The sequence below is a fragment of the Streptomyces sodiiphilus genome (assembly GCF_039529215.1).
Classification (GTDB): Bacteria; Actinomycetota; Actinomycetes; order Streptomycetales; family Streptomycetaceae; genus Streptomyces; species Streptomyces sodiiphilus.
In genome coordinates this window covers 144,455-165,629 of sequence record NZ_BAAAMJ010000026.1, presented here as the reverse complement: position 1 = coordinate 165,629, position 21,175 = coordinate 144,455, and the positions used below count along the sequence as shown (strand labels likewise).

Genomic DNA, 21,175 nt, shown 5'->3' with positions numbered 1-21,175 from the left:
GCGTCGAGCGCCGGCAGGCGGCGCCCGGCGCACCGTGCCGCCGCGCGACGCGCGGGCACGGCACCGGCCCCCGGGCCCGGCGCGAGAGCGCGTCCGCGGTCGGCCGTCCGGGCACCGGAACGGCCCGCGGGCCCTCGCCGGACCGTGGCTACGCTGACCGCCATGCGAGTCCTCTCCGTGAACCTGGCCCACCCGTTCACCACTCCTCACACCAGCGCCGAGGGCGGACTGACCGGCATCGACAAGCGGCCCGCCGACGGGCCGGTGACCGTCACCGCTCCCGCGTCCGGCGGGCGCAGCGGGCTGGCCGGAGACCTGATCGGGGATCCCGCGTTCCACGGCGGGCCCGACAAAGCCGTCTACGCCTACGCCCGGGAGGATCTGGACCGCTGGGAGAACGAGCTGGGCCGCCCCCTGGCCAACGGGATCTTCGGGGAGAACCTGACCACCGGGGGCATCGCCGTCAGCGACGTCCGCATCGGTGAACGCTGGCGGATCGGCGGCACTCTTCTGCTGGAGGCCACCTCACCGCGCATCCCCTGCCGCACGTTCGCCGCCTGGCTGGAGGAGCGGCACTGGGTCAAGCGCTTCACGCAGGCCGGCGCCCCCGGGGTGTACCTGCGCGTCCTCGAACCCGGCACGGTCCGGGCCGGGGACCTCGTGGAGGTCGTGGAACGGCCGGGCCACGAGGTGTCGGTGGAGTTCGTGTTCCGTGCCGTCACCGGCGCCACCGGGCTGCGGCCCCGGGTCATCGCCGCCGGCGAGGCGCTGGGCGCCGAGGAACTGGCACTGGCCCGCCGGTGGGCCGCCGCGGCGTCCTGACCCCCACGTGCTCCCCCGGCCACCGGGGACGCCCTCAGCCTCCGGGCGACCGGACCAGCCGTTCACCGCTCCGCCAGACATCCGTGACCAGCGGAACACCGGGACGGTAGACGAGATGAACGGGTGACGGGGCGTCCAGCAGCACCAGGTCGGCCCGGGCCCCCGGGGACAGCCGGCCGATGTCGGTGCGGCGCAGCGCGGCGGCACCCCCCGCGGTGGCCGACCACAGGGCCTCGTCCGGCGTCATGCCCATCTCCCGGACGGCGACCGCCATGCAGAACGGCATCGAACTGGTGAAGGACGAACCGGGGTTGCAGTCGGTGGACAGCGCGACGACCGCCCCGGCGTCCAGCAGCCGCCGGGCGTCCGGATACCGGGCACGGGTGGAGAACTCGCAGCCGGGAAGCAGGGTGGCGACCGTCCGCCCCTGGGCGAGGGCGTCGACGTCGGCGTCGGTGAGGTGCGTGCAGTGGTCGGCGGAGGCCGCCTCCAGTTCGACGGCGAGCCGCACACCGGGGCCGTACGTGAGCTGGTTGGCGTGGACCCGGGGCACCAGGCCCCGCGCCCGGCCGGCGGTCAGCACCGCGCGCGCCTGGTCCCCGTCGAAGGCTCCCTGCTCGCAGAAGACATCGATCCAGCGGGCGTGCGGCGCGCAGGCGTCCAGCATCGGGCCGGTGACCCGGGCCACGTAGCCGTCCGGGTCACCGGCGTACTCCGGGGCGACGATGTGGGCCCCCAGGTAGGTGACCTCCGCGGTGTGGCGGGCGGCGATCCGCAGCGCCCGGGCCTCGTCCTCGACGGTCAGCCCGTAGCCGGACTTGGTCTCCACGGTGGTGGTGCCCTGGCGGAGCATCTCCGCCAGGTGGCGGGTGAGAGTGGCGGTCAGTTCGCGGTCCCCGGCCTGCCGGGTGGCCGCCACCGTGGTCCGGATTCCTCCGGCGGAGTAGGGGCGCCCGCTCATGCGGGCGTTGAACTCCTCGGTGCGGTCACCGGCGAACAGCAGGTGGGAGTGGGAGTCGACGAACCCGGGGACAGCGGCCCGGCCGCCGGCGTCCAGCCCGCGGTCGGCGGCGGGCGCGGCGGCCGAGGGCCCCGCCCAGGCGACCGTGGTGCCCTCGATGACGAGGGCCGCGTCGCGGATCTGCCCGAGCGGGCCGTCGCCCAGCGCCGGGTCGTTGGTGACCAGGCAGCCGATGTTGGTGATGGCGGTGGTCGTCATGACGGGTGAGCTGCTCCTCGTGTGCTCTCCGCGGGTGCCGTGCGGGGACAGGTCACCGGCCGCGGACGGCCGCGACGGCGGCGGCCAGGGCGCCGGGGACGTCGGGCACCAGCTGGTGGGTGCCGTCCCGCACGATGTGCCGTCCGGCTACCACCGTGTCACGGATGTCGGCGGCACCCGCGGCGAAGACGACGGTCTCCGCGGCGAGCGCGGCCGGGGGGCCGGCGGTGCGCACGGTGTCCAGCGCGACGGTGGTGAAGTCGGCGGCCGCACCGGTCTCCAGCCGGCCGGCCTCGGGCCATCCGAGCGCGGCGTGACCGTTGCCGGAGGCGGCTGCCAGCAGTTCGGTGGCGGTGAAGTGGCCGCGCCGCCCGGTGGTCAGCCGTTCGTGCATCTCCACGGCCCGGGCCTCCTCCAGCAGGTCGATGACGGCGTGGCTGTCGCTGCCCAGGCTGAGCGCGACGCCCGCCTGCCGGAGCCGGCCGGCCGGGCCGATGCCGTCGGCCAGGTCGCGTTCGGTGGTGGGGCACAGGCACACGCCGGTGCCGCTCTCCCCGAGCAGCGCGATGTCCTCGCCGGTGAGGTGGGTCGCGTGGACGGCGGTGGTGCCCGGGCCGAGCACCCCGTGATCGGCGAGCAGCCGCGTGGGGGTGCGGCCGTGGGCCTCACGGCAGGCGTCGTTCTCGGCCGGCTGCTCCGAGAGGTGGACGTGCAGCGGTGCCCCCCGCTCGCGCGCCCAGTGCGCGACGGTGGACAGCGCCTCGGCGGGGACGGCGCGGACCGAGTGGACGGCCGCGCCGGTGCGCAGCCTCGGCCCGTCCCGCAGGGCACCGGCGCGCTCGGCCCAGGCGTCGGCGGTGCCGTCGGAGAAGCGCAGCTGCGGCACGGTGGGGCCGGTGCCGAACCCTGAGGTGAGGTAGCAGGTGTCCAGCAGGGTCAGCCGGATACCCGCCTCGGCCGCCGCGGCGGCCAGTGCCTCGCCCATGGCGTTGGGGTCGGCGTAGCGGCTGCCGCCGGGCGCGTGGTGCAGGTAGTGGAACTCACCGGCGCAGGTGATGCCGGCCAGCGCCATCTCTGCGTAGACGGCACGGGCGAGGGAGAAGTACGTGTCGGGGTCGAGATGGCCGGCCACCTCGTACATGGTGTCGCGCCAGCTCCAGAAGGAGCCGCCGGCCGCCGGGCCGCTGCCGCCGGGTCCGGGGCGGTGCAGATGGACCTCCCCGGCGCCGCGCAAGGCCCGGTGGAAGGCGTGGCTGTGGGCGTTGGCGAGGCCGGGGACGGTGAGGCCGCGCAGCGAGACGGCGCCCACCGGCGGGCCGGGCACCCGGGTGCGCAGGGCGGTGATGGTCCCGTCGGGTCCGGTGGTGACGACGACCCCGGGCTCGACGGCACGCCCGGCGGGCCCGGGGCCTTCGGGCGGACGGTCCAGCAGTGCGTACTCGGCCCAGTAGGTCTGTGCGGTCAGCGACACGTCAGTTCCTCCAGTACGTCGGCGAGCGCGGTGACCCCGGCGGCGCAGTCGTCCTCGGTGGCGGACTCGGCCGGCGAGTGCGAGACGCCGGTGGGGTTGCGCACGTACAGCATGGCGGCCGGGAGGGCCGCGGAGAGGACACCTGCGTCGTGTCCCGCGCCGGTGGGCAGCTGGGGCGCCGGCTGTCCGGGGGCGCCGAGCAGCCCGGCGATCTCGTCGCGCAGCCGGTGGGCGAACTCCACGAGGGGGGTGAAGGACTCCCGGGTGATCTCGACCCGCACCCCGTCGCGGGCGCCGCGCTCGGCGGCGGCGGTGCCGATCCGGGCGACCACCGCGTCGAGGGTCTCCTCGTCGGGGGCGCGGGAGTCGAGCCAGCCGCGCACCAGGGAGGGGACGGCGTTGACGCCGTTGGGTTCGACGGCGACCTTGCCGAAGGTGGCCAGGGCCCCGGCGAGCCGGGCCTTCTTGCGGGCCGCGAGCACCGTGGTGGCATAGGTGAGCATGGGGTCCCGGCGGTCCTCCAGGCGGGTGGTTCCCGCGTGGTTGGCCTCGCCGTGGAAGTCGAAGCGCCAGCGGCCGTGCGGCCAGATGGCGGAGGCGACCCCGACCGGGTGCGGGGTGTCCGCCAGCGCCCTGCCCTGCTCGATGTGCAGCTCGACGAAGGCGGAGAGCCGTTCCAGCCGCTCCGGGTCGGGTCCCAGCCCGTCCGGGTCGTGTCCGGCCCGCTCCATGGCCTGCGCCAGGGTGACCCCGCCCGCGTCGCGCAGGGCGCGGGCGCGCTCGGGGGCGAGCTGTCCGGTGGCCAGCCGGGAGCCGGTGCAGGCCACGCCGAAACGGGCTCCTTCCTCGTCGGCGAAGTTCACCACGGCCAGCGGCCGCCGGGGGGTGTGCCCGCGGGCTCGCAGCTCGTCCACCGCCGCGAGGGCACCGACCACGCCGAGCGGTCCGTCGAAGGCACCGCCGTCCGGCACGGAGTCCAGGTGCGAACCGGTGGCGACGGCGCCGGGCGCGGTGGCGTCGCCCCACCAGGCCCACTGGTTGCCGTTGCGGTCGGTCTCGCAGTGCAGGCCGCGGGCCAGGGCCTGGTCCCGGAACCAGGCGCGGCACTCGGCGTCGGCCTCGCTCCAGGCGTACCGGCGGTAGCCGCCGGTGGCCCGGGAGCGTCCCACGGGCAGCAGGTCGCGCCACATCTCGTGGAAGCCGGCCGGCATCAGCCCTCCTCGCGCATCGGGACGCGCACGGACCGTTCGGCGGCGACCTCGGCGGCGCGGGGGTAGCCGGCGTCCACGTGCCGGATGACGCCGGTGGCCGGGTCGTTGGTGAGGACGCGGCGGATCTTCTCGGCGGCCAGCGGGGTGCCGTCGGCGACGGTGACCTGCCCGGCGTGCAGCGAGCGGCCCATGCCGACGCCGCCGCCGTGGTGGAGGGAGACCCACGACGCCCCGGAGGCGACGTTGACCATGGCGTTCAGCAGCGGCCAGTCGGCGATGGCGTCCGAGCCGTCGGCCATCGCCTCCGTCTCGCGGTAGGGCGAGGCGACCGATCCGCAGTCCAGGTGGTCCCGCCCGATGGCCAGCGGGGCGGCCAGTTCCCCGGAGGCGACCAGGTCGTTGAAGCGCTCCCCGGCCCGGTCGCGCTCCCCCTGGCCGAGCCAGCAGATGCGGGCGGGCAGGCCCTGGAAGCGGACGCGTTCCCCGGCCAGCCGGATCCAGCGGGCCAGCGACTCGTTCTCCGGGAAGAGGTCGAGGACGGCGCGGTCGGTGGTGGCGATGTCCTTCGCCTCGCCGCTGAGCGCCGCCCAGCGGAAGGGGCCCTTGCCCTCGCAGAACAGCGGCCTGATGTAGGCGGGAACGAATCCGGGGTAGTCGAAGGCGCGCTCGTAGCCGGCCGCGCGGGCCTCGCCGCGCAGCGAGTTGCCGTAGTCGAAGACCTCGGCGCCGGCGTCCTGGAAGCCGACCATGGCCTCCACGTGCCGGGCCATGGATTCGCGGGCGCGCTCGGTGAAGCCCGCCGGGTCCTCGGCGGCGTACCGGGCCATGTCGTCGAAGTCGACACCGAGCGGGAGGTAGGCCAGCGGGTCGTGCGCGCTGGTCTGGTCGGTGACGATGTCGACGGGGGCCCCGGCCGCCAGCAGCCGGGGGACGAGGTCGGCGGCGTTGCCCAGCACGCCCACGGACAGCGGGCGGCGCCGGTCGCGGGCCTCGGTGACCAGCCGCAGGGCCTCGTCCAGGGAGTCGGCGCCCACGTCGAGGTAGCCGTGCTCGATGCGGCGGGAGATGGCGCGCGGGTCGCAGTCGACGCACAGGGCGACACCGTCGTTCATGGTCACGGCCAGTGGCTGGGCCCCGCCCATGCCGCCGAGCCCGGCGGTGAGGGTGAGGGTGCCGGCCAGGGAGCCGCCGAAACGCTTGGCGGCGACCGCCGCGAAGGTCTCGTAGGTGCCCTGGAGGATGCCCTGGGTGCCGATGTAGATCCACGAGCCGGCCGTCATCTGGCCGTACATGGTCAGCCCCAGCTGTTCCAGCCTGCGGAACTCCTCCCAGGTGGCCCAGTCCCCGACCAGGTTGGAGTTGGCGATGAGAACCCGGGGAGCCCACTCATGGGTGGTGAGCACGCCCACCGGGCGGCCGGACTGCACCAGCATGGTCTCGTCCCCGCGCAGGTCGCGCAGGGTGCGGACCATGGCGTCGAAGGAGCCCCAGTCACGGGCGGCCTTGCCCGTGCCGCCGTAGACCACGAGCCGGTCGGGGTGCTCGGCGACCTCGGGGTCCAGATTGTTCTGGAGCATCCGCAGGGCCGCCTCCTGCGGCCAGCCGCGGGCGCTCATCGTGCTCCCGCGCGGTGCGCGCACCGGCCTCGGTCCCGGCTGTGCGGACATGGACCCGCCTCCTTGTGACGATCGCTATTCACTCACTCTACGGACTGAATACTTTCAGTCAACAACCTGTGTGCCGATCCGGCCGGAGCATGCTTGTCTGACTTTCATGGCATCCACCATCCGACGCGACCTGGCCGTGCGAGCCGTCGTGGAACGCGAACTACTGGACGACCATGTACCGCTCGTCGCGCTGCTGGACATCGAGACCGTGCACACCGCCGCCCTCGCGCTGCACGCCGCGTTCGACGAGGTGACCGCGTCCGGCCGGCACGTGCTGCACACCTTCGCGGTGAAGGCCTGCTCCCTCGTTCCCGTCCTGCGGCTGCTGGACGGCTTCGGCATCGGGTGCGAGGTGGCCAGCGCCGGTGAGCTGGCACTGGCCCGCGCGGCCGGCGTGGCCCCCGACCGCATCGTGCTGGACTCCCCCGCCAAGACCGTGACCGAACTACGGGCGGCCCTCGACCAGGGGATCGCCCTCAACGCCGACAACCCCCAGGAACTCGCCCGGCTGGACGCCCTGATCGGCTCCGGGCGGCCACGCTCCCCGCTGGGGCTGCGGATCAACCCGCAGCTGGGCGCGGGCAGCATCGACGCGATGAGCACCGCCACCGCCACGTCGAAGTTCGGGGTGGCACTCAAGGACGAAGGGGCTCGCGACTGGGTGGTGCGCGCCTATCTGGACCGGCCCTGGCTCACCCGGATGCACTGCCACACCGGCTCCCAGGGCGTGCCGCTGTGGCTGATGGCAGCCGGTGTGCACGCGGTCCACGAGCTCGCCGAGGAGATCAACGCCGCCGCCGGACGGCAGCAGATCGACACCCTCGACATCGGCGGCGGGCTCCCGGTCAACTTCGCCGGCGACCTGGTCACCCCCACCTACCACGAGTACGCCCGGCTGCTGCGCTCCGAGGTGCCCGGCCTGTTCTCCGGCCGCTACGCGCTGACCACCGAGTTCGGGCGTTCGCTGCTCGCCAAGGCCGGCACCGTGCTGGCCCGGGTGGAGTACACCAAGGACGCGGGCGGCCGTCGGGTGGCGATCACCCACGCGGGCGCCCAGGTGGCGACACGCACGGTGTTCGCCCCCGACGCCTGGCCGCTGCGGGTCGCCGCCTACGACGGGCACGGCCGGCCGAAGAACGGCGGCATGCTGCGGCAGGACGTGGCCGGGCCGTGCTGCTTCGCCGGCGACCTGGTGGCCCGGGACCGGGAGCTTCCCGCCCTGGAGCCGGGCGACCTGGTGGCGCTGCTGGACACCGGTGCCTACTACTTCTCCACGCCCTTCGGCTACAACTCGCTGCTGCGGCCGGGCGTCCACGGCTTCTCCGTCGCCGACGACGGAGCGGTCACCTTCGCCACCATCCGCCGCCCGCAGACCTGGGAGGAGCTGATCACCGAGTCCGGCGGCGACCGCTGAAGCGCCTCAGCCCAGGAAGAGTCCGCGGTCGGCGGCACGGGCGTCGAAGCTCTCCAGCCTGGCCTGCGCCCCCGGCAGCGCGTCGCACATGGCCTCCAGCAGGACCCGGCCCAGCAGCATCGGAGCACAGGCGGTGTCGAAGGCGAGCGCGGTGCTCACCGCGGCGGGCAGCAGCAGGTCGCCCTCGGCGGCCACCGGGGCGAAGACGCTGTCGGCCACGGTGACGATCCGCAGGCCGGCCCCGCGGGCGAGGCCGAGCGCGTCGGCGGTTTCGCGGGGATGCCGGGGCAGCGCGAAGCACAGCAGCGCGCTCGCCCCGGCGGACACGGCGGTCTCGATCCGGTCGGCCAGCATCGAGCCGCCCTCGTCGAGCAGCCGGATGTCGGGGTGCACCTTGGCCGCGAAGTAGGCGAACCCGCGGGCCTGTGCGGCCGCCGCCCGCAGCCCCAGCACCGGCAGCGGGCGGGAGGCGGCCAGCAGCCGGCCGGCCTCCTCCACGGGCGCCGGATCGGCCAGCAGCGCGGACAGCTGACGGAGATTGTCGATCTCCGTCTGCACCGCCTGCTGATACGCGTTGGCCGTCCGGCGCACCGCCGCGCCCTCCCCCGCCGTCCGGTCAGCGGTGACCGTCCCGGGCTCCCGCAGGCTCTCCCTCAGGTGGCGGCGCAGCGCCGGATATCCGTCGAAGCCCAGGGCCACGGCGAAGCGGGTCACCGACGGCTGGCTCACCCCGGCCAGCTCGGCGAGCTCCACGCTGGACAGGAAGGGGGCCTCGGCCGCCCGGCGCACCATGCAGTGCGCGATCCGCCGCTGTGTCGGGGTCAGCCGGTGTCCCTCGAACAGTCTCAGCAGCCGCGTGCTCGCCTCATGCATCTGCATAATCCTATGCAGCCCGGGCGGGGGGTTATCCCCAGTGCACCCGCCGGGGTGTCCGGCATAGCGTTCGGGCATGAACACTCGCGATCCCGACCCGCTCCGCGACCCCGAGCTCAAGGGCGACCTGGAGGCCACCCTGCAGACCCGCAAGGAACTGGGGGAGGGATACGAGTCGGAACTGGTGGACGCGTTCCTGGAGAAGGTCGAACGGCGGATCGACACCGCCGTGGACCGGCGGGTCCGCCGGCGGCTGGCCGAGGAGCAGATGGCCCCCGGCAGGACGGCCCGGGGCCGGCCCCGGGGCAATGGCTCGAACGGTCCGGGGCCCGCCTTCGGCCTGGCGGCACTGTCCTTGATGATGGCCATTCCGCTGTCCGCGATCGCCGCGGCCAACGCGGGGCTGCCCGGCCTGCTGATCTGCTGGGGCGGCATCGTCGGGGTGAACGCCTGCTACGCGGTGGTGACCGGCGCGCTGCGTCCGGGACGGAACGCCGGCACGGACGCGGACTGACCTGCCGCGGGCAGGAGATGGGCGGGGACCGCCGCACCCCGGCGTGAGCCGAGGGCGGGACGACGGCGGTCCCCGCGCGGACACGGGCCCGCGGGGCCCGGCGTCCTGGCGTCCAGGGAGGTCCGGGAGCCGCTCCGGAGGTCCTTGGCGCCGACATCCAGAACTCTGCCGTACCGGTGTTAACCAGGCATTGCCCCGCCATGACGGCCCGGGTTCGTTTTCCGGAGCACGCTCCCCCGGCCACCGGACGCCCGGGCGGGGGAGCACCGCGGTCCGGGCCTCCTCAGGTGGTCCGGGCGAGGAAGGCGAGCAGGTCCTGGCGGCTGACGACTCCGGTCGGCTTGCCCTCGACCAGCACGACGGCGGCGTCCGCCTCCTGGAGCACCGCCATCAGGTCGGAGAGCGGTTCGCCGGAGCCGACGTGCGGCAGGGGGCGGCTCATGTGCTTCTCCAGCGGGTCGTTCAGCGCGGCACGCTGGGCGAACAGCGCGTCCAGCAGCTCGCGCTCCACCACCGAGCCGACGACCTCGGCCGCCATCACGTCCGGGTGACCGGCGCCGGGCTTGACGATCGGCATCTGCGAGACGCCGTACTCCCGGAGCACGTCGATGGCCTGGCCGACGGTCTCCTCCGGGTGCATGTGGACCAGCGAGGGCAGCCCGCCCTCCTTGCGCCGCAGCACGTCCGCCACTCTGGTCTGCGGCTCGCCGCCCTCCAGGAAGCCGTAGTCGGCCATCCACTCGTCATTGAAGATCTTGCTGAGGTAGCCGCGTCCGCCGTCCGGCAGCAGCACCACCACGACGTCGTCGGGGCCGAGGCGCCGGGCGACCTCCAGGGCGGCCACCACCGCCATGCCGCAGGAGCCGCCGACCAGGAGTCCCTCCTCGCGGGCCAGCCGCCGGGTCATCCGGAAGGAGTCCTTGTCGGAGACGGCGACGATCTCGTCGGCGATGTCCCGGTCGTAGGCGTCCGGCCAGAAGTCCTCGCCCACCCCCTCGACGAGATAGGGCCGGCCGGAGCCCCCGGAATAGACCGAGCCCTCCGGGTCGGCCCCGATCACCCGCACCCGGCCCTCACTGGCCTCCTTCAGATAGCGGCCGGTACCGCTGATCGTGCCGCCGGTGCCGACACCCGCCACGAAGTGCGTGATGCGGCCCTCCGTCTGCTTCCACAGCTCCGGTCCCGTGGTCTCGTAGTGGGAGCGCGGGTTGTCCGGGTTGCTGTACTGGTCGGGCTTCCAGGCGCCGGGGGTCTCCCGCACCAGCCGGTCCGACACGTTGTAGTAGGAGTCCGGGTGCTCGGGGTCCACCGCGGTGGGGCAGACCACGACCTCGGCACCGTACGCCCGCAGCGTGTTGATCTTGTCCGTGGACACCTTGTCCGGGCAGACGAAGACGCAGCGGTAGCCCTTTTGCTGGGCGACGATCGCCAGCCCCACCCCGGTGTTGCCCGAGGTCGGCTCCACGATCACCCCGCCGGGCCGCAGCTCCCCGGAGCGTTCGGCGGACTCGATCATCCGCAGGGCGATCCGGTCCTTGACCGATCCGCCGGGGTTGAAGTACTCCACTTTGGCCAGCACGGTGGCCTCGATGCCCGCTGTCACGCTGGTCAGCTTGAGCAACGGAGTGTTGCCGACAAGGTCGATCATCGACTCGTGATACTGCACTGTGGTCTCCGCAGGTCCGGGACGGGTTCTCCACCCACTGGCAGCAACTCTAGGGCCCGGGCGGTCTCCGCGGGGCCCGTCGGAGCCCCTCCAACGGCGGACGGGTTGACGCGCGTTGCGAACGGGCATCGGCTGGGCAGCAGTGCACACGAGCGAAACCGAGGGAGGCGGGACGACCACATGTCGACGGCGAGAGTGGCTCGCAGGATCGCGACGGCCGCCGCGTACGGCAGCGGCGGCCTGGGGATCCTGGGCGGGGTCGCGGTCGGGCTGCTGCTCACCGAGATGCAGCTCGCCCGCCGGCAGATCCCGGTCTCCACCGACGAGCCCCCGGTCGCCGACGGACTCTACGGTGCCGCCCTGGCCGCCCGCCACGGCCCGCCGTGGCGGCTGGCGTTCCTCGGCGACTCCACGGCCGCCGGCCTGGGGGTCCACCGGGCCGCCCAGACCCCCGGGGCACTGCTGGCCTCGGGCCTGGCGGCGGTCTCCGAGCGTCCGGTGCTGCTGCGGAACGTCGCGCTGTCCGGCGCCCAGTCCGACGACCTGGAACGGCAGGTCTCGATGCTGCTGGCGGAGCCGCGGCCCGCGCCTGCGCCGGACATCTGCGTCATCATGATCGGTGCGAACGACATCACCGGACGGGTCCCGATGGCGCGCTCGGTGCAGTACCTCTCGGAGGCCGTGGCCCGGCTGCGGACCGCCGGCTGCCTGGTGGTCGTCGGCACCTGCCCGGACCTCGGCTCGGTGGAACCGGTGGTGCAGCCGCTGCGCTGGATCGCCCGCCGGCTGTCCCGGCAGCTCGCCGCCGCGCAGACCATCGCCGTGGTGGAGCTGGGCGGGCGCACCGTCTCGCTCGGCGACCTGCTGGGCCCGGAGTTCGCCGCCAATCCGCGGGAGATGTTCGGCCCGGACCGCTACCACCCCTCCGCGGAGGGGTACGCCACCGCGGCCATGGCGATCCTGCCGACGCTGTGTGCCGCCCTGGGGGTGTGGCCGGAGGACGGCGAGCGGGTGGACACCTCGCGCCGGGAGAGCATCCTGCCGGTCGAGGACGCGGCCGCCGCCGCTGCCGCGGAGAGCGGGACGGAAGTCACAGCGGCCACGGCCGCGCGCAGGGCGCCCTGGGCCCTCCTCAAACACCGGCGGAGGCGTAGACTGACGGAAGAAGAGCCTGAGCAAGCGCTTAGACACCCCGAGGCGGCGGCCGGAACCGGACCGCCGTCCGGGGAACCGGCCCCCGGACCGCACGGCTGAGGGGGCGGCGCGGGCCCCGGCGCTTCCGCGCGGAGCCGCCGCGCACCGTTGTCCGCAGACCTCCCGGGAGTGACCCTCATGCCCGAAGCAGTGATCGTCTCCACCGCCCGTTCGCCGATCGGCCGCGCCTTCAAGGGCTCGCTGAAGGATGTCCGTCCCGACGACCTCACCACCGGGATCGTCCGGGCCGCACTCGACAAGGTCCCCGAGCTGGACCCGGCCGACATCGACGACCTGATGCTGGGCTGCGGCACGCCCGGGGGCGAGCAGGGCCACAACCTCGGCCGCATCGTCGCCGTGCAGCTGGGCATGGACCACCTGCCGGGCTGCACCATCACCCGGTACTGCTCCTCCTCCCTGCAGACCACCCGGATGGCGCTGCACGCCATCAAGGCGGGCGAGGGCGACGTGTTCATCTCCGCCGGTGTGGAGACCGTCTCGCGCAGCGTCAACGGCACCTCCGACGGCCTGCCCGGCACCCACAACCCGCTCTTCGCCGACGCCGAGGCGCGCACGGCGCAGCGGGCCGAGCAGGGTGGCGACGAGTGGCGCGACCCCCGCGAGGACGGTCTGCTGCCGGACGTCTACATCGCAATGGGCCAGACCGCCGAGAACCTGGCCCGGCTCAAGGGCGTGAGCCGCCAGGAGATGGACGAGTTCGGCGTCCGCTCCCAGAACCTGGCCGAGAAGGCCATCGCCGACGGCTTCTGGCAGCGCGAGATCACCCCCGTCACCACCCCCGACGGCACCACGGTCAGCGCCGACGACGGCCCGCGCGCGGGCGTCACTCTGGAGGGTGTCCAGGGCCTCAAGCCCGTCTTCCGCCCCGACGGGCGCGTCACCGCCGGCAACTGCTGCCCGCTCAACGACGGCGCCGCCGCCCTGGTCATCATGTCGGACACCAAGGCGCGCGAACTCGGCCTCACCCCGCTGGCCCGCATCGTGTCCACCGGCGTGTCCGGGCTCTCCCCCGAGATCATGGGCTACGGCCCGGTCGAGGCGTCCAAGCGGGCACTGGCGCTGGCCGGACTGTCGATCGGCGACATCGACCTGGTGGAGATCAATGAGGCGTTCGCCGCCCAGGTGATCCCCTCCTACCGCGACCTGGGCATCGACCTCGACCGCCTGAACGTGAACGGCGGCGCCATCGCGGTGGGCCACCCCTTCGGCATGACCGGCGCCCGCATCACCACCACCCTCATCAACTCGCTGCAGTGGCACGACAAGCAGTTCGGCCTGGAGACGATGTGCGTCGGCGGCGGCCAGGGCATGGCCATGGTCATCGAACGCCTGAGCTGACCGGCGGGCATGCGTGACGGCGCCCGCCGCCACGCCGGGGCACCCGCGGTACCCCCGTGTATACACCAGCGATACCGAAGCGCCCCCGTGATGTGACCCAGCCCCAGGCGCCCCGCATCCTTCCAGGTCAGAAGGGTGCGGGGCGTACCCCTGGGACCAATGGCCCCCTCATTTCATGACGTTTTGCACTCCCGCCCGTGGCATCGCTGCGGAAAGCTGAGATAGGAAGGCAGGGGACCGACAGCTACTGGGAGATCGTCCGTGAGCGCCATACCCCTCATCCTGCTGGTCACCGCGCTGGTCGCGGGAGGCGTCTCCGTGTGCCTGGGAGCCGCCGCCCTGTACGCGGCCCGCGGCCTGCGTACGGAGGTCGCGGCCCTGCGGGCCGGCCTGGACCGGACCGTTCCCGGCCCCCCCGTGCTGCCTGCTCCCCGGCCCGCCCCGGGCGCCGAGGAGATCCGCATCGCCGTCGCCGAAGCCCTCGCCGAGGAACGCGAACGCGAACTGGCGGAGGCCCGTGCCTTCTGGGCGGATCAGGACGCCCGGCAGCTTCGGGGCACGGGTGCCTACGACGCCGCCGAGGACGACGACGCACTGCTCGACGCGCTCCTGGAGGAGTACCTGACCTCCGAGCAGGACCCGGACGCGTCCGGGGACCGTGACCCGCGCGACAGCTCGGTCTTCGTCCCCCGGCAGCAGGGCCCGCTCCGGGACACCGACGACTCCGCCGACGACGGCGAGTCCGCCGAACTGGCGGCCGCCCGGCGCCGCCACCCCTCCCACCCGGGCTTCACTCTCTCCGGCACCCCGGCGGACCGCCCCGGGGCCCCGGACATGGCCACCGCGGAGGAAGTGCGGCGCGTCACCGAGCAGCTGTCCCGGCTCGCCGAGGCCCGCACGCCGCTGGCCGATGTCCGTCCCGGCCCGCTGGGCACCCTGGACGTCTACCTGTTCGCCGACGGCACCACCGTCTGCCTCACCCCCGGGCACCACAGGACCGCCGAACGCCTGGCGGAGGCGGTCCGGGACGGCACGCCGCCGGTCCTGCTGGGCGGTTCGGGCGTTTCCGGCGGCTACGCGCTGACGTTCTCCTGCGGAAGCGACAGCCTCTACCTGCTGGCCGACCGGGTCGTCACCTCGCTGTGAACGCGGGCCCGCCCGCGTTCACCGACGCGGCGCGGCCCGGCATCAGCGGACGGAGCGCACCAGCGCCAGGGCCTCCCGCAGTTCCGCGTCCGCACCGGGCATCGCGCGCAGCGCGTCGGCCAGATCGTGCCCGGCCACCGCGACCTGGTCCCCCACGGCGAACATGCCCGCATCCGGCATGACGGCCGGCTCCCGGCCGGGCCGCTCCAGCAGCTGGGCCCGCCGGGCGAGTTCGCGCGCGCAGCGCAGCCCGGCCGCGCCCGCCCCCGCGCGCAGGGTGCTCTCCGGGAGCCTGCGCAGCCGGTCGGCGAGGGCGTCCACGGCGTCGTCCAGCGCGCTGATCCCGTCCATGCCGCCGAGCATACGCACAGCCCTTTTCCCCGCCCGCGCACAGCCGAGGGCCCCGCGGAGAACGCTGCCCGCGGGGCCCTCGTGGCTGCTCGGTGACGTCCGGGCGTCAGTCGCCCTGGAGAATCGCGATGAGCCGCAGGAACTCCAGGTAGATCCACACCAGGGTGAGGGTCAGACCGAAGGCGGCCAGCCAGGCCTCCTTCTCCGGCGCACCGTAGGCGACACCGTCCTCGACCATCTTGAAGTCCAGCGCCAGGAAGCAGGCGCCCAGGATGATGCCGATGACGCCGAACAAGATGCCCAGACCACCGGAGCGCAGGCCCAGACCGTCACCGCCGCCGATCAGGGCGACGATCATGTTCACGGCCATCAGCAGCACGAAGCCGATGGCGGCCGCCATCACGAACTTCGTGAACCGGGCGTTCACCCGGATGATGCGCTGCTTGTACATGAAGAGCACACCGGCGAAGACCGCCATCGTGCCCAGTACCGCCTGCATCGCCGCGCCGGGCGCGAACTGGTTGATGTAGTTGCTGATGACGCCGAGGAAGACACCCTCGACGGCGGCGTAGGACAGGATCAGCGCAGGCGAGGGCTCGCGCTTGAACGACTGCCACAGCGCCAGGCCCATGCCCACCAGGGCGCACAGGATGCCGATGCCCAGGGGCAGGTCCATGATCCAGGCGACCGCCGCGGTGGCGACCACGGTGCCCAGCGTGATGGCGGTGCGCTGGACGACACTGTCGATCGTCATCACACCGGCGCCGGCCGGGGCACCGGGCGGCATCATGCTGCCGTCGGGGCCGACCTGCGGCTGCGCGTACGGGTTGCCTGGCTGCGCGTACGGGTTGTTCGGGCTGCCCGCGTACGGAGTCCCGGTCTGCGGCTGCGGCCCGGCGTTGAAGCCGGCGTAGCCGCCGTCCCGACTGAACCCCCGACGCGTGAAGACCGGGTTGCTGCTCCTCATCTCACTCCTCCATGGCCGCACGGCACGGCCTTTGAGCTCCAGAGTAATGTGTTAGCAAAGACCGCACGGTAGTGCACTGGTAACAACGTGGAAAAGGGGCGTGTTCGTTCCGCTACTCAGCGGAATCGCTCCACGTGGCCGCCGGACCTCCATGGCGGCGGGACGGCGCCCGGCGCGAGGGGCCGGCGCGAGGGCCCGGGGACGGACGGCGGGTGGTGCCCGGAGCCGGACTTGAACCGGCACGGCCCTAAGGCCAGCGAGTTTTAAGCTCGCCGTGTCTGCGTTCCACCATCCGGGCACAGAAGTTCCCTGGCCGTAGCGGGCGCGGTGCGCCCCTGGGAGCGTTCCGAGCTTAACCGGGGCAGCCAGCCGAACACCCGTGCTCCACAAGGGAGTTGTCTGATTTTATGAGCCCCTGGGGCGGCTTCCGGGCGCCTTCCGCCCGGCGGGGGGCTTGCAGCCGGTAGCCGGGAGAGCACAGAAATGACGCGTTCTTGCCCCACCCCGGGCCCTGGCCACCCCGCCCCGGCCACCGGCCCCTGTCGCCGTCCGGGCCCCGGACCGGGCCGGAAGATGCGGTGCGGCCGGTACCCGGGGCGCTGCCGCGGGTACGGGAGGAGAACCGGTACGCCACCGGCCGGCCGCAGCAGCCCGCACACACCAGGAGAGTGACCGTGTCCGCTCCCGCCGCAGACGCCGCCCCCGCACCGAGCGGCGCCGTCGCCGCCCGCGCCCGTGAACTCACCAAGATCTACGGAGAGGGCCCCACCCGGGTCGTCGCCCTGGACCGGATCTCGGTGGAGTTCCACGAGGGCGAGTTCACCGCGATCATGGGCCCCTCGGGCTCCGGCAAGTCCACGCTCATGCACTGCGTGGCGGGCCTGGACTCCGTCTCCGGCGGCTCCGCCCGCATCGGGGACACCGAACTCAACGGCCTCGACGACAAGCGCCTCACCCGGCTGCGCAGGGACCGGGTGGGCTTCGTCTTCCAGGCGTTCAACCTGCTGCCCACCCTCAACGCCATCGAGAACATCACCCTCCCGATGGACATCGCCGGCCGCAAGCCCGACCGCGAGTGGCTGGACCACGTCGTCGGCACGCTCCGGCTGACCGACCGTCTCAAGCACCGGCCCGCCGAACTCTCCGGCGGCCAGCAGCAGCGAGTCGCCGTCGCCCGGGCCCTCGCCTCCCGGCCCGACATCGTCTTCGCCGACGAGCCGACCGGGAACCTCGACTCCCGGTCCGGCTCGGAGGTGCTCGGCTTCCTGCGCGACGCGGTGCGCGACCTGGGCCGCACGGTGGTGATGGTGACCCACGACCCGATGGCCGCCGCCCACGCGGACCGGGTGATCTTCCTCAACGACGGCAGGGCAGTGGCCGAAATGCGCGACCCCACGGCCGAGCGGATCCTTGCGCAGATGCGGTCCTACTCCGACGGATCCGGCCCCGCCTCCTGAAGCCAGGCGCGGGTCCGCAGGGGCAGCCCCGAGCCGCCGTCCCCCGTGGCCCGCACGGCGAGGACCTGGTTGATCCCGATCTGAGCCCGCTCGAACGCGACCGCGGAGGCCGCCATGTACAGCCGCCAGACCCGGGCCCGGCCCTCGGTGGTCAGCGAGACCGCCTGCGGCCAGTTCTCCTCCAGATTGCGCACCCACTCCCGGAGCGTCAGCGCGTAGTGCTCGCGCAACGACTCCAGATCGCGGACCTCGAAGCCCGCCTGCTCGAGCAGCGCGACGGTGCGGCCGACCGGCGCCAGCTCGCCGTCCGGGAAGACATAGGCGTCGATGAACGCGTTGAGCTCGTAGGGCTCGTCGTCCGGGTCCGGGCGGCGCGCGATCTGGTGATTGAGCAGCCTTCCCCCCGGGCGCAGCAGAGCCAGGAGCCGGGCGGCGTACTCCCGGTAACGGTCGTCGCCCACGTGCTCCGCCATGCCGATCGAGGAAATGGCGTCGAACGGCCCGTCCGACGTCCGGCGGTAGTCCTGCACCCGGATCTCGATCCGGTCCGCCAGCCCCGCCTCCGCCACCCGCTTCCGGGCGCAGGCGGCCTGCTCCTGGGACAGGGTGATGCCGACCGCCCTCACCCCGTACTCGCGGGCTGCGTGCAGCACCATCGAGCCCCAGCCGCAGCCCACGTCCAGCAGCCGCTGCCCCTCGCGCAGGTCCAGCTTGCGGCAGATCAGGTCGAGCTTGGCGGCCTGCGCCTGCTCCAGGGTCCGCGCCTCTCCGCCCCAGTAGGCGCAGGAGTAGACCATCGAGGGCCCGAGCACCAGTTCGTAGAAGCGGTTGCCCACGTCGTAGTGGTGACTGATCGCCTCCCGGTCACGGCGCAGCGTGTGACGGCGGCCGGTGCGACGGCGGATCTCCTCCGGCGGCGGCGGGGGCGGCAGCTGCGGCCCCGCCAGGGCCAGCAGGCCCGGAACGGCCTGAAGCGCGGCGCGTTTCGAGGGCTGGGCCTCCCGCTCCCACAGCAGGCCGCTCAGCCGGTGCAGCAACTCGTAGAGGTCCCCCTCCGCGTCCAGGTCGCCGGCCACCCAGGCACGCGCCAGGCCCAGTTCACCGGGACGGAACAGCATGCGCCGCAGCGCGTCCCGGTTCCGCACGACCAGCACCCCGGGACCGGGCGGGCCCGTCTCACTGCCGTCCCAGGCCCGCAGACGGAAGGGGAGTTCCTCCCCCAGAAGCCGTCCCAGAAGATTCGCGATCCGCTCAGCCGCACTTCCCATGGCCCACACCTCCGGCAGCATTCTGCTCGATGAGCGGGCGGCTCGGGGGCCCATTCGCAACTTCCCCCGGACGTGGCGCGCGGCCCGCCCCGTTCCCGGGGCGGTCACGGCATGCGCCGGGGGCGGCAGCACGGATGCTGCCGCCCCCGGGTGGTGCGGTGCGGCCGGGCCGGTCCGCTCAGCGGGCGTTCGCCCGCTGCCGGCGGCCGGTGTTCCCCGCCCGGCGGTCGTCGCTCTGCCCTGCCGCCGAGGCCGTGACCGGGGCGGCGGCCTCGTAGAACTCCTCGCGCGGGTTCTGGATCGCACCCAGCGAGACGACCTCGCGCTTGAGGAACAGTGCCAGCGTCCAGTCGGCGAAGACCCGGATCTTGCGGTTCCAGGTCGGCACCGCCATGCCGTGGTACGTCCGGTGCAGGTACCAGCCGAGCCGGCCGCGCAGCCTGAGGGTCAGCGGGCCGAGCTTGATCATGGCCACGCCCTTGCGCAGGCCGAGGCCCGCCACGGCGCCCTTGCTGGCGTGCCGGTACTCGGTCTCCGGGAAGCCGCGCAGCGCGGCCACCACGTTGTCGCCGAGCACCTTGGCCTGCCGCAGCGCGTGCTGGGCGTTCGGCGGGCACCAGGCGTTCTCCTGCCCCGCCTCCCGCGCGGCCAGGTCGGGCACCTGGGCGTTGTCACCGGCCGACCAGATGTGGCCGGTGCCCTTGACCCGGAGGGTGGCCTCGGTGTCCACGTGACCGCGGGGGCCCAGCGGCAGGCCGTAGCGGGCCAGTGCCGGGTTCGGCTTGACGCCCGCGGTCCACACGATGGTGTCGGAGTCCACCTCGATGCCGTTGCTGAGCACCACGTGGCCGTCCACACAGGACGTCATGGACGTGCCCAGGTGCACCTCGATGCCGCGCTTCTGCAGGTGCTCGCGACCCCACTCGCCGAGCTTGGGGCCGACCTCCGGAAGGATCCTGTCGGCCACGTCCACGAGCAGGAAGCGCATGTCCTCGCGCCGGATGCCCGGGTAGTACGTGGTGGCGTCCCGGGCCAGGTCCTCGACCTCGCCGATCGTCTCCGCCCCGGCGAAGCCGCCGCCGACGAAGACGAAGGTCAGTGCCTTGCGGCGGATGTCGGGGTCGTTCGTCGAGTCGGCCTTGTCGAACTGCTCCAGCATGTGGTTCCGCAGCCCGATGGCCTCCTCGATCCCCTTCATGCCGATGCCCTGCTCGGCCAGGCCGGGCACCGGGAAGGTGCGGGAGACCGCACCCAGGGCCACGATCAGGTAGTCGAAGGGCACCTCGTACGCCTCCCCGACGAGCGGGGCGACGGTGGCGGCCTTGCGGTCCTGGTCGATGGAGGTGACCCGGCCGGTGAGGACCTCTGCCTTGGGGAGCACGCGACGCAGCGGCACCACGACGTGCCGCGGGGAAATGCTGCCTGCGGCAGCCTCGGGGAGGAAGGGCTGGTACGTCATGTACGAGCGCGGGTCGACGACGGTGACGGTGGCCTCGCCGTACCGCAGCTTCTTCAGGATGCGGCGTGCGGCGTACAGGCCCACGTACCCGCCACCCACGACGAGGATTCGGGGTCGCTCCGTGGTGCTCATGCTTCGAGTATCCCCCCGCCCGGGAGCCTTACGGGCGGGGCCTCGTGATGCCCTTCACAAGCTTCCCCGAAGTTGCGTTATACTCCCGCGCCCGCCGCCGGGACTCTTCCGCAACGCGTCCGCCCGGCCCGGGGGGCGACCCCTCTGAACTGCGCGTTCGACCGGCCGTCCCGCCGCCCGCGCGAACAGGACACCCCGCCGCCATCCGCCCGAAACGCCCTGGACAACCGCCCGGCCACGGCCCGCGAGGGGGCCCGGGCCCGCGAAGCCGGGCGGACCCGCCGATCGGACGGATCTCTCATGTGAAGAATTTCACGAGCCCTCGGCGCGCCCGATCCCGCACGCACCCGGCCAGAACCCCGGGCGCCCCCGGCGGCGGCGCAGAACCCCGGAACGCGTGTACGCGGAAGTGCGTACACTGGACTCATGGCAGAGGACACCGTCTCTATGCGGGAAGCCCGCGCTCACCTCGCGGAGCACATCAATCGTGCGGAGCAGGGCACGCCGACAGTGATCACCCGGAATGGCGCCCCGGTGGCAGCCGTGGTGCCGATCGCGGACTTCGAAGCGCTGGAGGAAGCCGCCGACGTGATGCTGGCGCGGGAGGCGGAAGCGATCCTCGCTGAAGACGGGCCCACCGTGACGATGGCCGAACTCCTGGCGGATCTCTTCAGCGAGCACAACCCCGAAGCGGCGTGAGGTACACCTTCCGGTTCACCTCGGCGGCACAGCGGCAGCTGCGGGCCATCAACCGGCACGACGCCATGCGCATCCTGACCGCGCTGACAGCCCTCGGCGAGGACCCCTACCGTCAGGGACCCGACGTCAAGAAGCTCACCGGCCCGTCCGGGCTCTACAGACTCCGGGTCGGCTCCTATCGGATCGCGTACCAGGTGGACGACGGCGAGTTGCTCGTCCTCGTCGTGAAAGTCGGTGACCGACGCGACGTCTACCGGGGCCTGTGAGGCACGGACGACACATCCTG

At 73.4% G+C, this 21,175-nt stretch carries 19 protein-coding genes and 1 tRNA gene; 9 read left to right on the top strand and 11 right to left on the bottom strand.

What is annotated here, in order from left to right:
• The first annotated feature begins 162 nt into the window (after positions 1-162).
• A complete protein-coding gene (locus tag ABD299_RS12835) occupies positions 163-822 on the top strand; it encodes an MOSC domain-containing protein (RefSeq protein ID WP_344261670.1) in 660 nt (219 codons plus the stop codon).
• Between the two features lie 34 nt (positions 823-856).
• Here ABD299_RS12835 and hutI read toward each other — a convergent pair whose 3' ends face one another.
• The 4 genes from hutI to hutU are packed head-to-tail and all read right to left on the bottom strand — an operon-like array spanning position 857 to position 6,390.
• Positions 857-2,041, bottom strand: a complete 1,185-nt coding sequence (gene hutI, locus ABD299_RS12830; protein ID WP_344261668.1) for an imidazolonepropionase — start codon at positions 2,039-2,041, stop codon at positions 857-859.
• A gap of 52 nt (positions 2,042-2,093) precedes the next feature.
• On the bottom strand, positions 2,094-3,506 hold the full coding sequence (locus tag ABD299_RS12825) for a formimidoylglutamate deiminase (protein ID WP_425581323.1): 1,413 nt from the start codon (positions 3,504-3,506) through the stop codon (positions 2,094-2,096).
• Positions 3,503-4,723, bottom strand: a complete 1,221-nt coding sequence (locus tag ABD299_RS12820) for an allantoate amidohydrolase (protein ID WP_344261666.1) — start codon at positions 4,721-4,723, stop codon at positions 3,503-3,505. The genes ABD299_RS12825 and ABD299_RS12820 overlap by 4 nt, the downstream gene beginning before the upstream one ends.
• Complete coding sequence (gene hutU / locus ABD299_RS12815; protein WP_344261664.1) at positions 4,723-6,390, bottom strand: urocanate hydratase; 1,668 nt, start codon at positions 6,388-6,390, stop codon at positions 4,723-4,725. The genes ABD299_RS12820 and hutU overlap by 1 nt, the downstream gene beginning before the upstream one ends.
• Before the next feature lie 106 nt (positions 6,391-6,496).
• On the opposite strand from hutU, the gene ABD299_RS12810 reads away from it, so the two are divergent.
• Positions 6,497-7,804 (top strand): type III PLP-dependent enzyme domain-containing protein, encoded by a 1,308-nt coding sequence (locus ABD299_RS12810; protein ID WP_344261662.1) that lies wholly within the window; start codon positions 6,497-6,499, stop codon positions 7,802-7,804.
• Between the two features lie 6 nt (positions 7,805-7,810).
• Here the strand turns inward: ABD299_RS12810 and ABD299_RS12805 are convergent, their stop codons facing one another.
• On the bottom strand, positions 7,811-8,677 hold the full coding sequence (locus ABD299_RS12805) for a MurR/RpiR family transcriptional regulator (RefSeq protein WP_344261660.1): 867 nt from the start codon (positions 8,675-8,677) through the stop codon (positions 7,811-7,813).
• Between the two features lie 76 nt (positions 8,678-8,753).
• On the opposite strand from ABD299_RS12805, the gene ABD299_RS12800 reads away from it, so the two are divergent.
• Entirely contained in the window at positions 8,754-9,191 is a 438-nt protein-coding gene (locus ABD299_RS12800) for a hypothetical protein (protein WP_344261658.1), read from the top strand.
• Between the two features lie 283 nt (positions 9,192-9,474).
• Here ABD299_RS12800 and ABD299_RS12795 read toward each other — a convergent pair whose 3' ends face one another.
• On the bottom strand, positions 9,475-10,857 hold the full coding sequence (locus ABD299_RS12795) for a cystathionine beta-synthase (protein ID WP_344261655.1): 1,383 nt from the start codon (positions 10,855-10,857) through the stop codon (positions 9,475-9,477).
• Between the two features lie 180 nt (positions 10,858-11,037).
• Here ABD299_RS12795 and ABD299_RS12790 point away from each other — a divergent pair, with 180 nt between their 5' ends.
• From ABD299_RS12790 to ABD299_RS12780, 3 genes are all read left to right on the top strand, one after another.
• Positions 11,038-12,111: an SGNH/GDSL hydrolase family protein gene (locus tag ABD299_RS12790; protein WP_344261653.1), complete on the top strand. Its 1,074-nt coding sequence runs from the start codon at positions 11,038-11,040 to the stop codon at positions 12,109-12,111.
• Between the two features lie 78 nt (positions 12,112-12,189).
• Positions 12,190-13,410: an acetyl-CoA C-acetyltransferase gene (locus tag ABD299_RS12785; protein WP_344261651.1), complete on the top strand. Its 1,221-nt coding sequence runs from the start codon at positions 12,190-12,192 to the stop codon at positions 13,408-13,410.
• 261 nt (positions 13,411-13,671) lie between these two features.
• Entirely contained in the window at positions 13,672-14,556 is an 885-nt protein-coding gene (locus ABD299_RS12780; protein ID WP_344261649.1) for a hypothetical protein, read from the top strand.
• Positions 14,557-14,598: 42 nt separating this feature from the next.
• Here the strand turns inward: ABD299_RS12780 and ABD299_RS12775 are convergent, their stop codons facing one another.
• The 3 genes from ABD299_RS12775 to ABD299_RS12765 form a co-directional block, all read right to left on the bottom strand.
• On the bottom strand, positions 14,599-14,907 hold the full coding sequence (locus ABD299_RS12775) for a hypothetical protein (RefSeq protein WP_344261647.1): 309 nt from the start codon (positions 14,905-14,907) through the stop codon (positions 14,599-14,601).
• Positions 14,908-15,013: 106 nt separating this feature from the next.
• A complete protein-coding gene (locus ABD299_RS12770) occupies positions 15,014-15,874 on the bottom strand; it encodes a Bax inhibitor-1/YccA family protein (protein WP_344261645.1) in 861 nt (286 codons plus the stop codon).
• Between the two features lie 213 nt (positions 15,875-16,087).
• Positions 16,088-16,172 (bottom strand) — tRNA-Leu (locus ABD299_RS12765).
• Positions 16,173-16,548: 376 nt separating this feature from the next.
• On the opposite strand from ABD299_RS12765, the gene ABD299_RS12760 reads away from it, so the two are divergent.
• Positions 16,549-17,331: an ABC transporter ATP-binding protein gene (locus ABD299_RS12760; protein WP_344261643.1), complete on the top strand. Its 783-nt coding sequence runs from the start codon at positions 16,549-16,551 to the stop codon at positions 17,329-17,331.
• Here ABD299_RS12760 and ABD299_RS12755 read toward each other — a convergent pair.
• Both ABD299_RS12755 and ABD299_RS12750 read right to left on the bottom strand, forming a co-directional pair.
• Entirely contained in the window at positions 17,301-18,599 is a 1,299-nt protein-coding gene (locus ABD299_RS12755; protein ID WP_344261641.1) for a class I SAM-dependent methyltransferase, read from the bottom strand. The two genes, ABD299_RS12760 and ABD299_RS12755, sit on opposite strands and share 31 nt — an antisense overlap.
• Before the next feature lie 178 nt (positions 18,600-18,777).
• Entirely contained in the window at positions 18,778-20,190 is a 1,413-nt protein-coding gene (locus tag ABD299_RS12750; protein WP_344261640.1) for an NAD(P)/FAD-dependent oxidoreductase, read from the bottom strand.
• 426 nt (positions 20,191-20,616) lie between these two features.
• Between ABD299_RS12750 and ABD299_RS12745 the strand changes: the two genes are divergently transcribed.
• Together ABD299_RS12745 and ABD299_RS12740 are read left to right on the top strand one after the other, a co-directional pair.
• The gene (locus ABD299_RS12745; RefSeq protein WP_344261638.1) at positions 20,617-20,889 is read left to right on the top strand and encodes a type II toxin-antitoxin system Phd/YefM family antitoxin; all 273 of its coding nucleotides are present in this window, start codon (positions 20,617-20,619) and stop codon (positions 20,887-20,889) included.
• The gene (locus ABD299_RS12740; RefSeq protein ID WP_344261636.1) at positions 20,886-21,155 is read left to right on the top strand and encodes a type II toxin-antitoxin system RelE family toxin; all 270 of its coding nucleotides are present in this window, start codon (positions 20,886-20,888) and stop codon (positions 21,153-21,155) included. Before ABD299_RS12745 ends, ABD299_RS12740 begins: the two co-directional genes overlap by 4 nt.
• Positions 21,156-21,175: the final 20 nt, after the last annotated feature.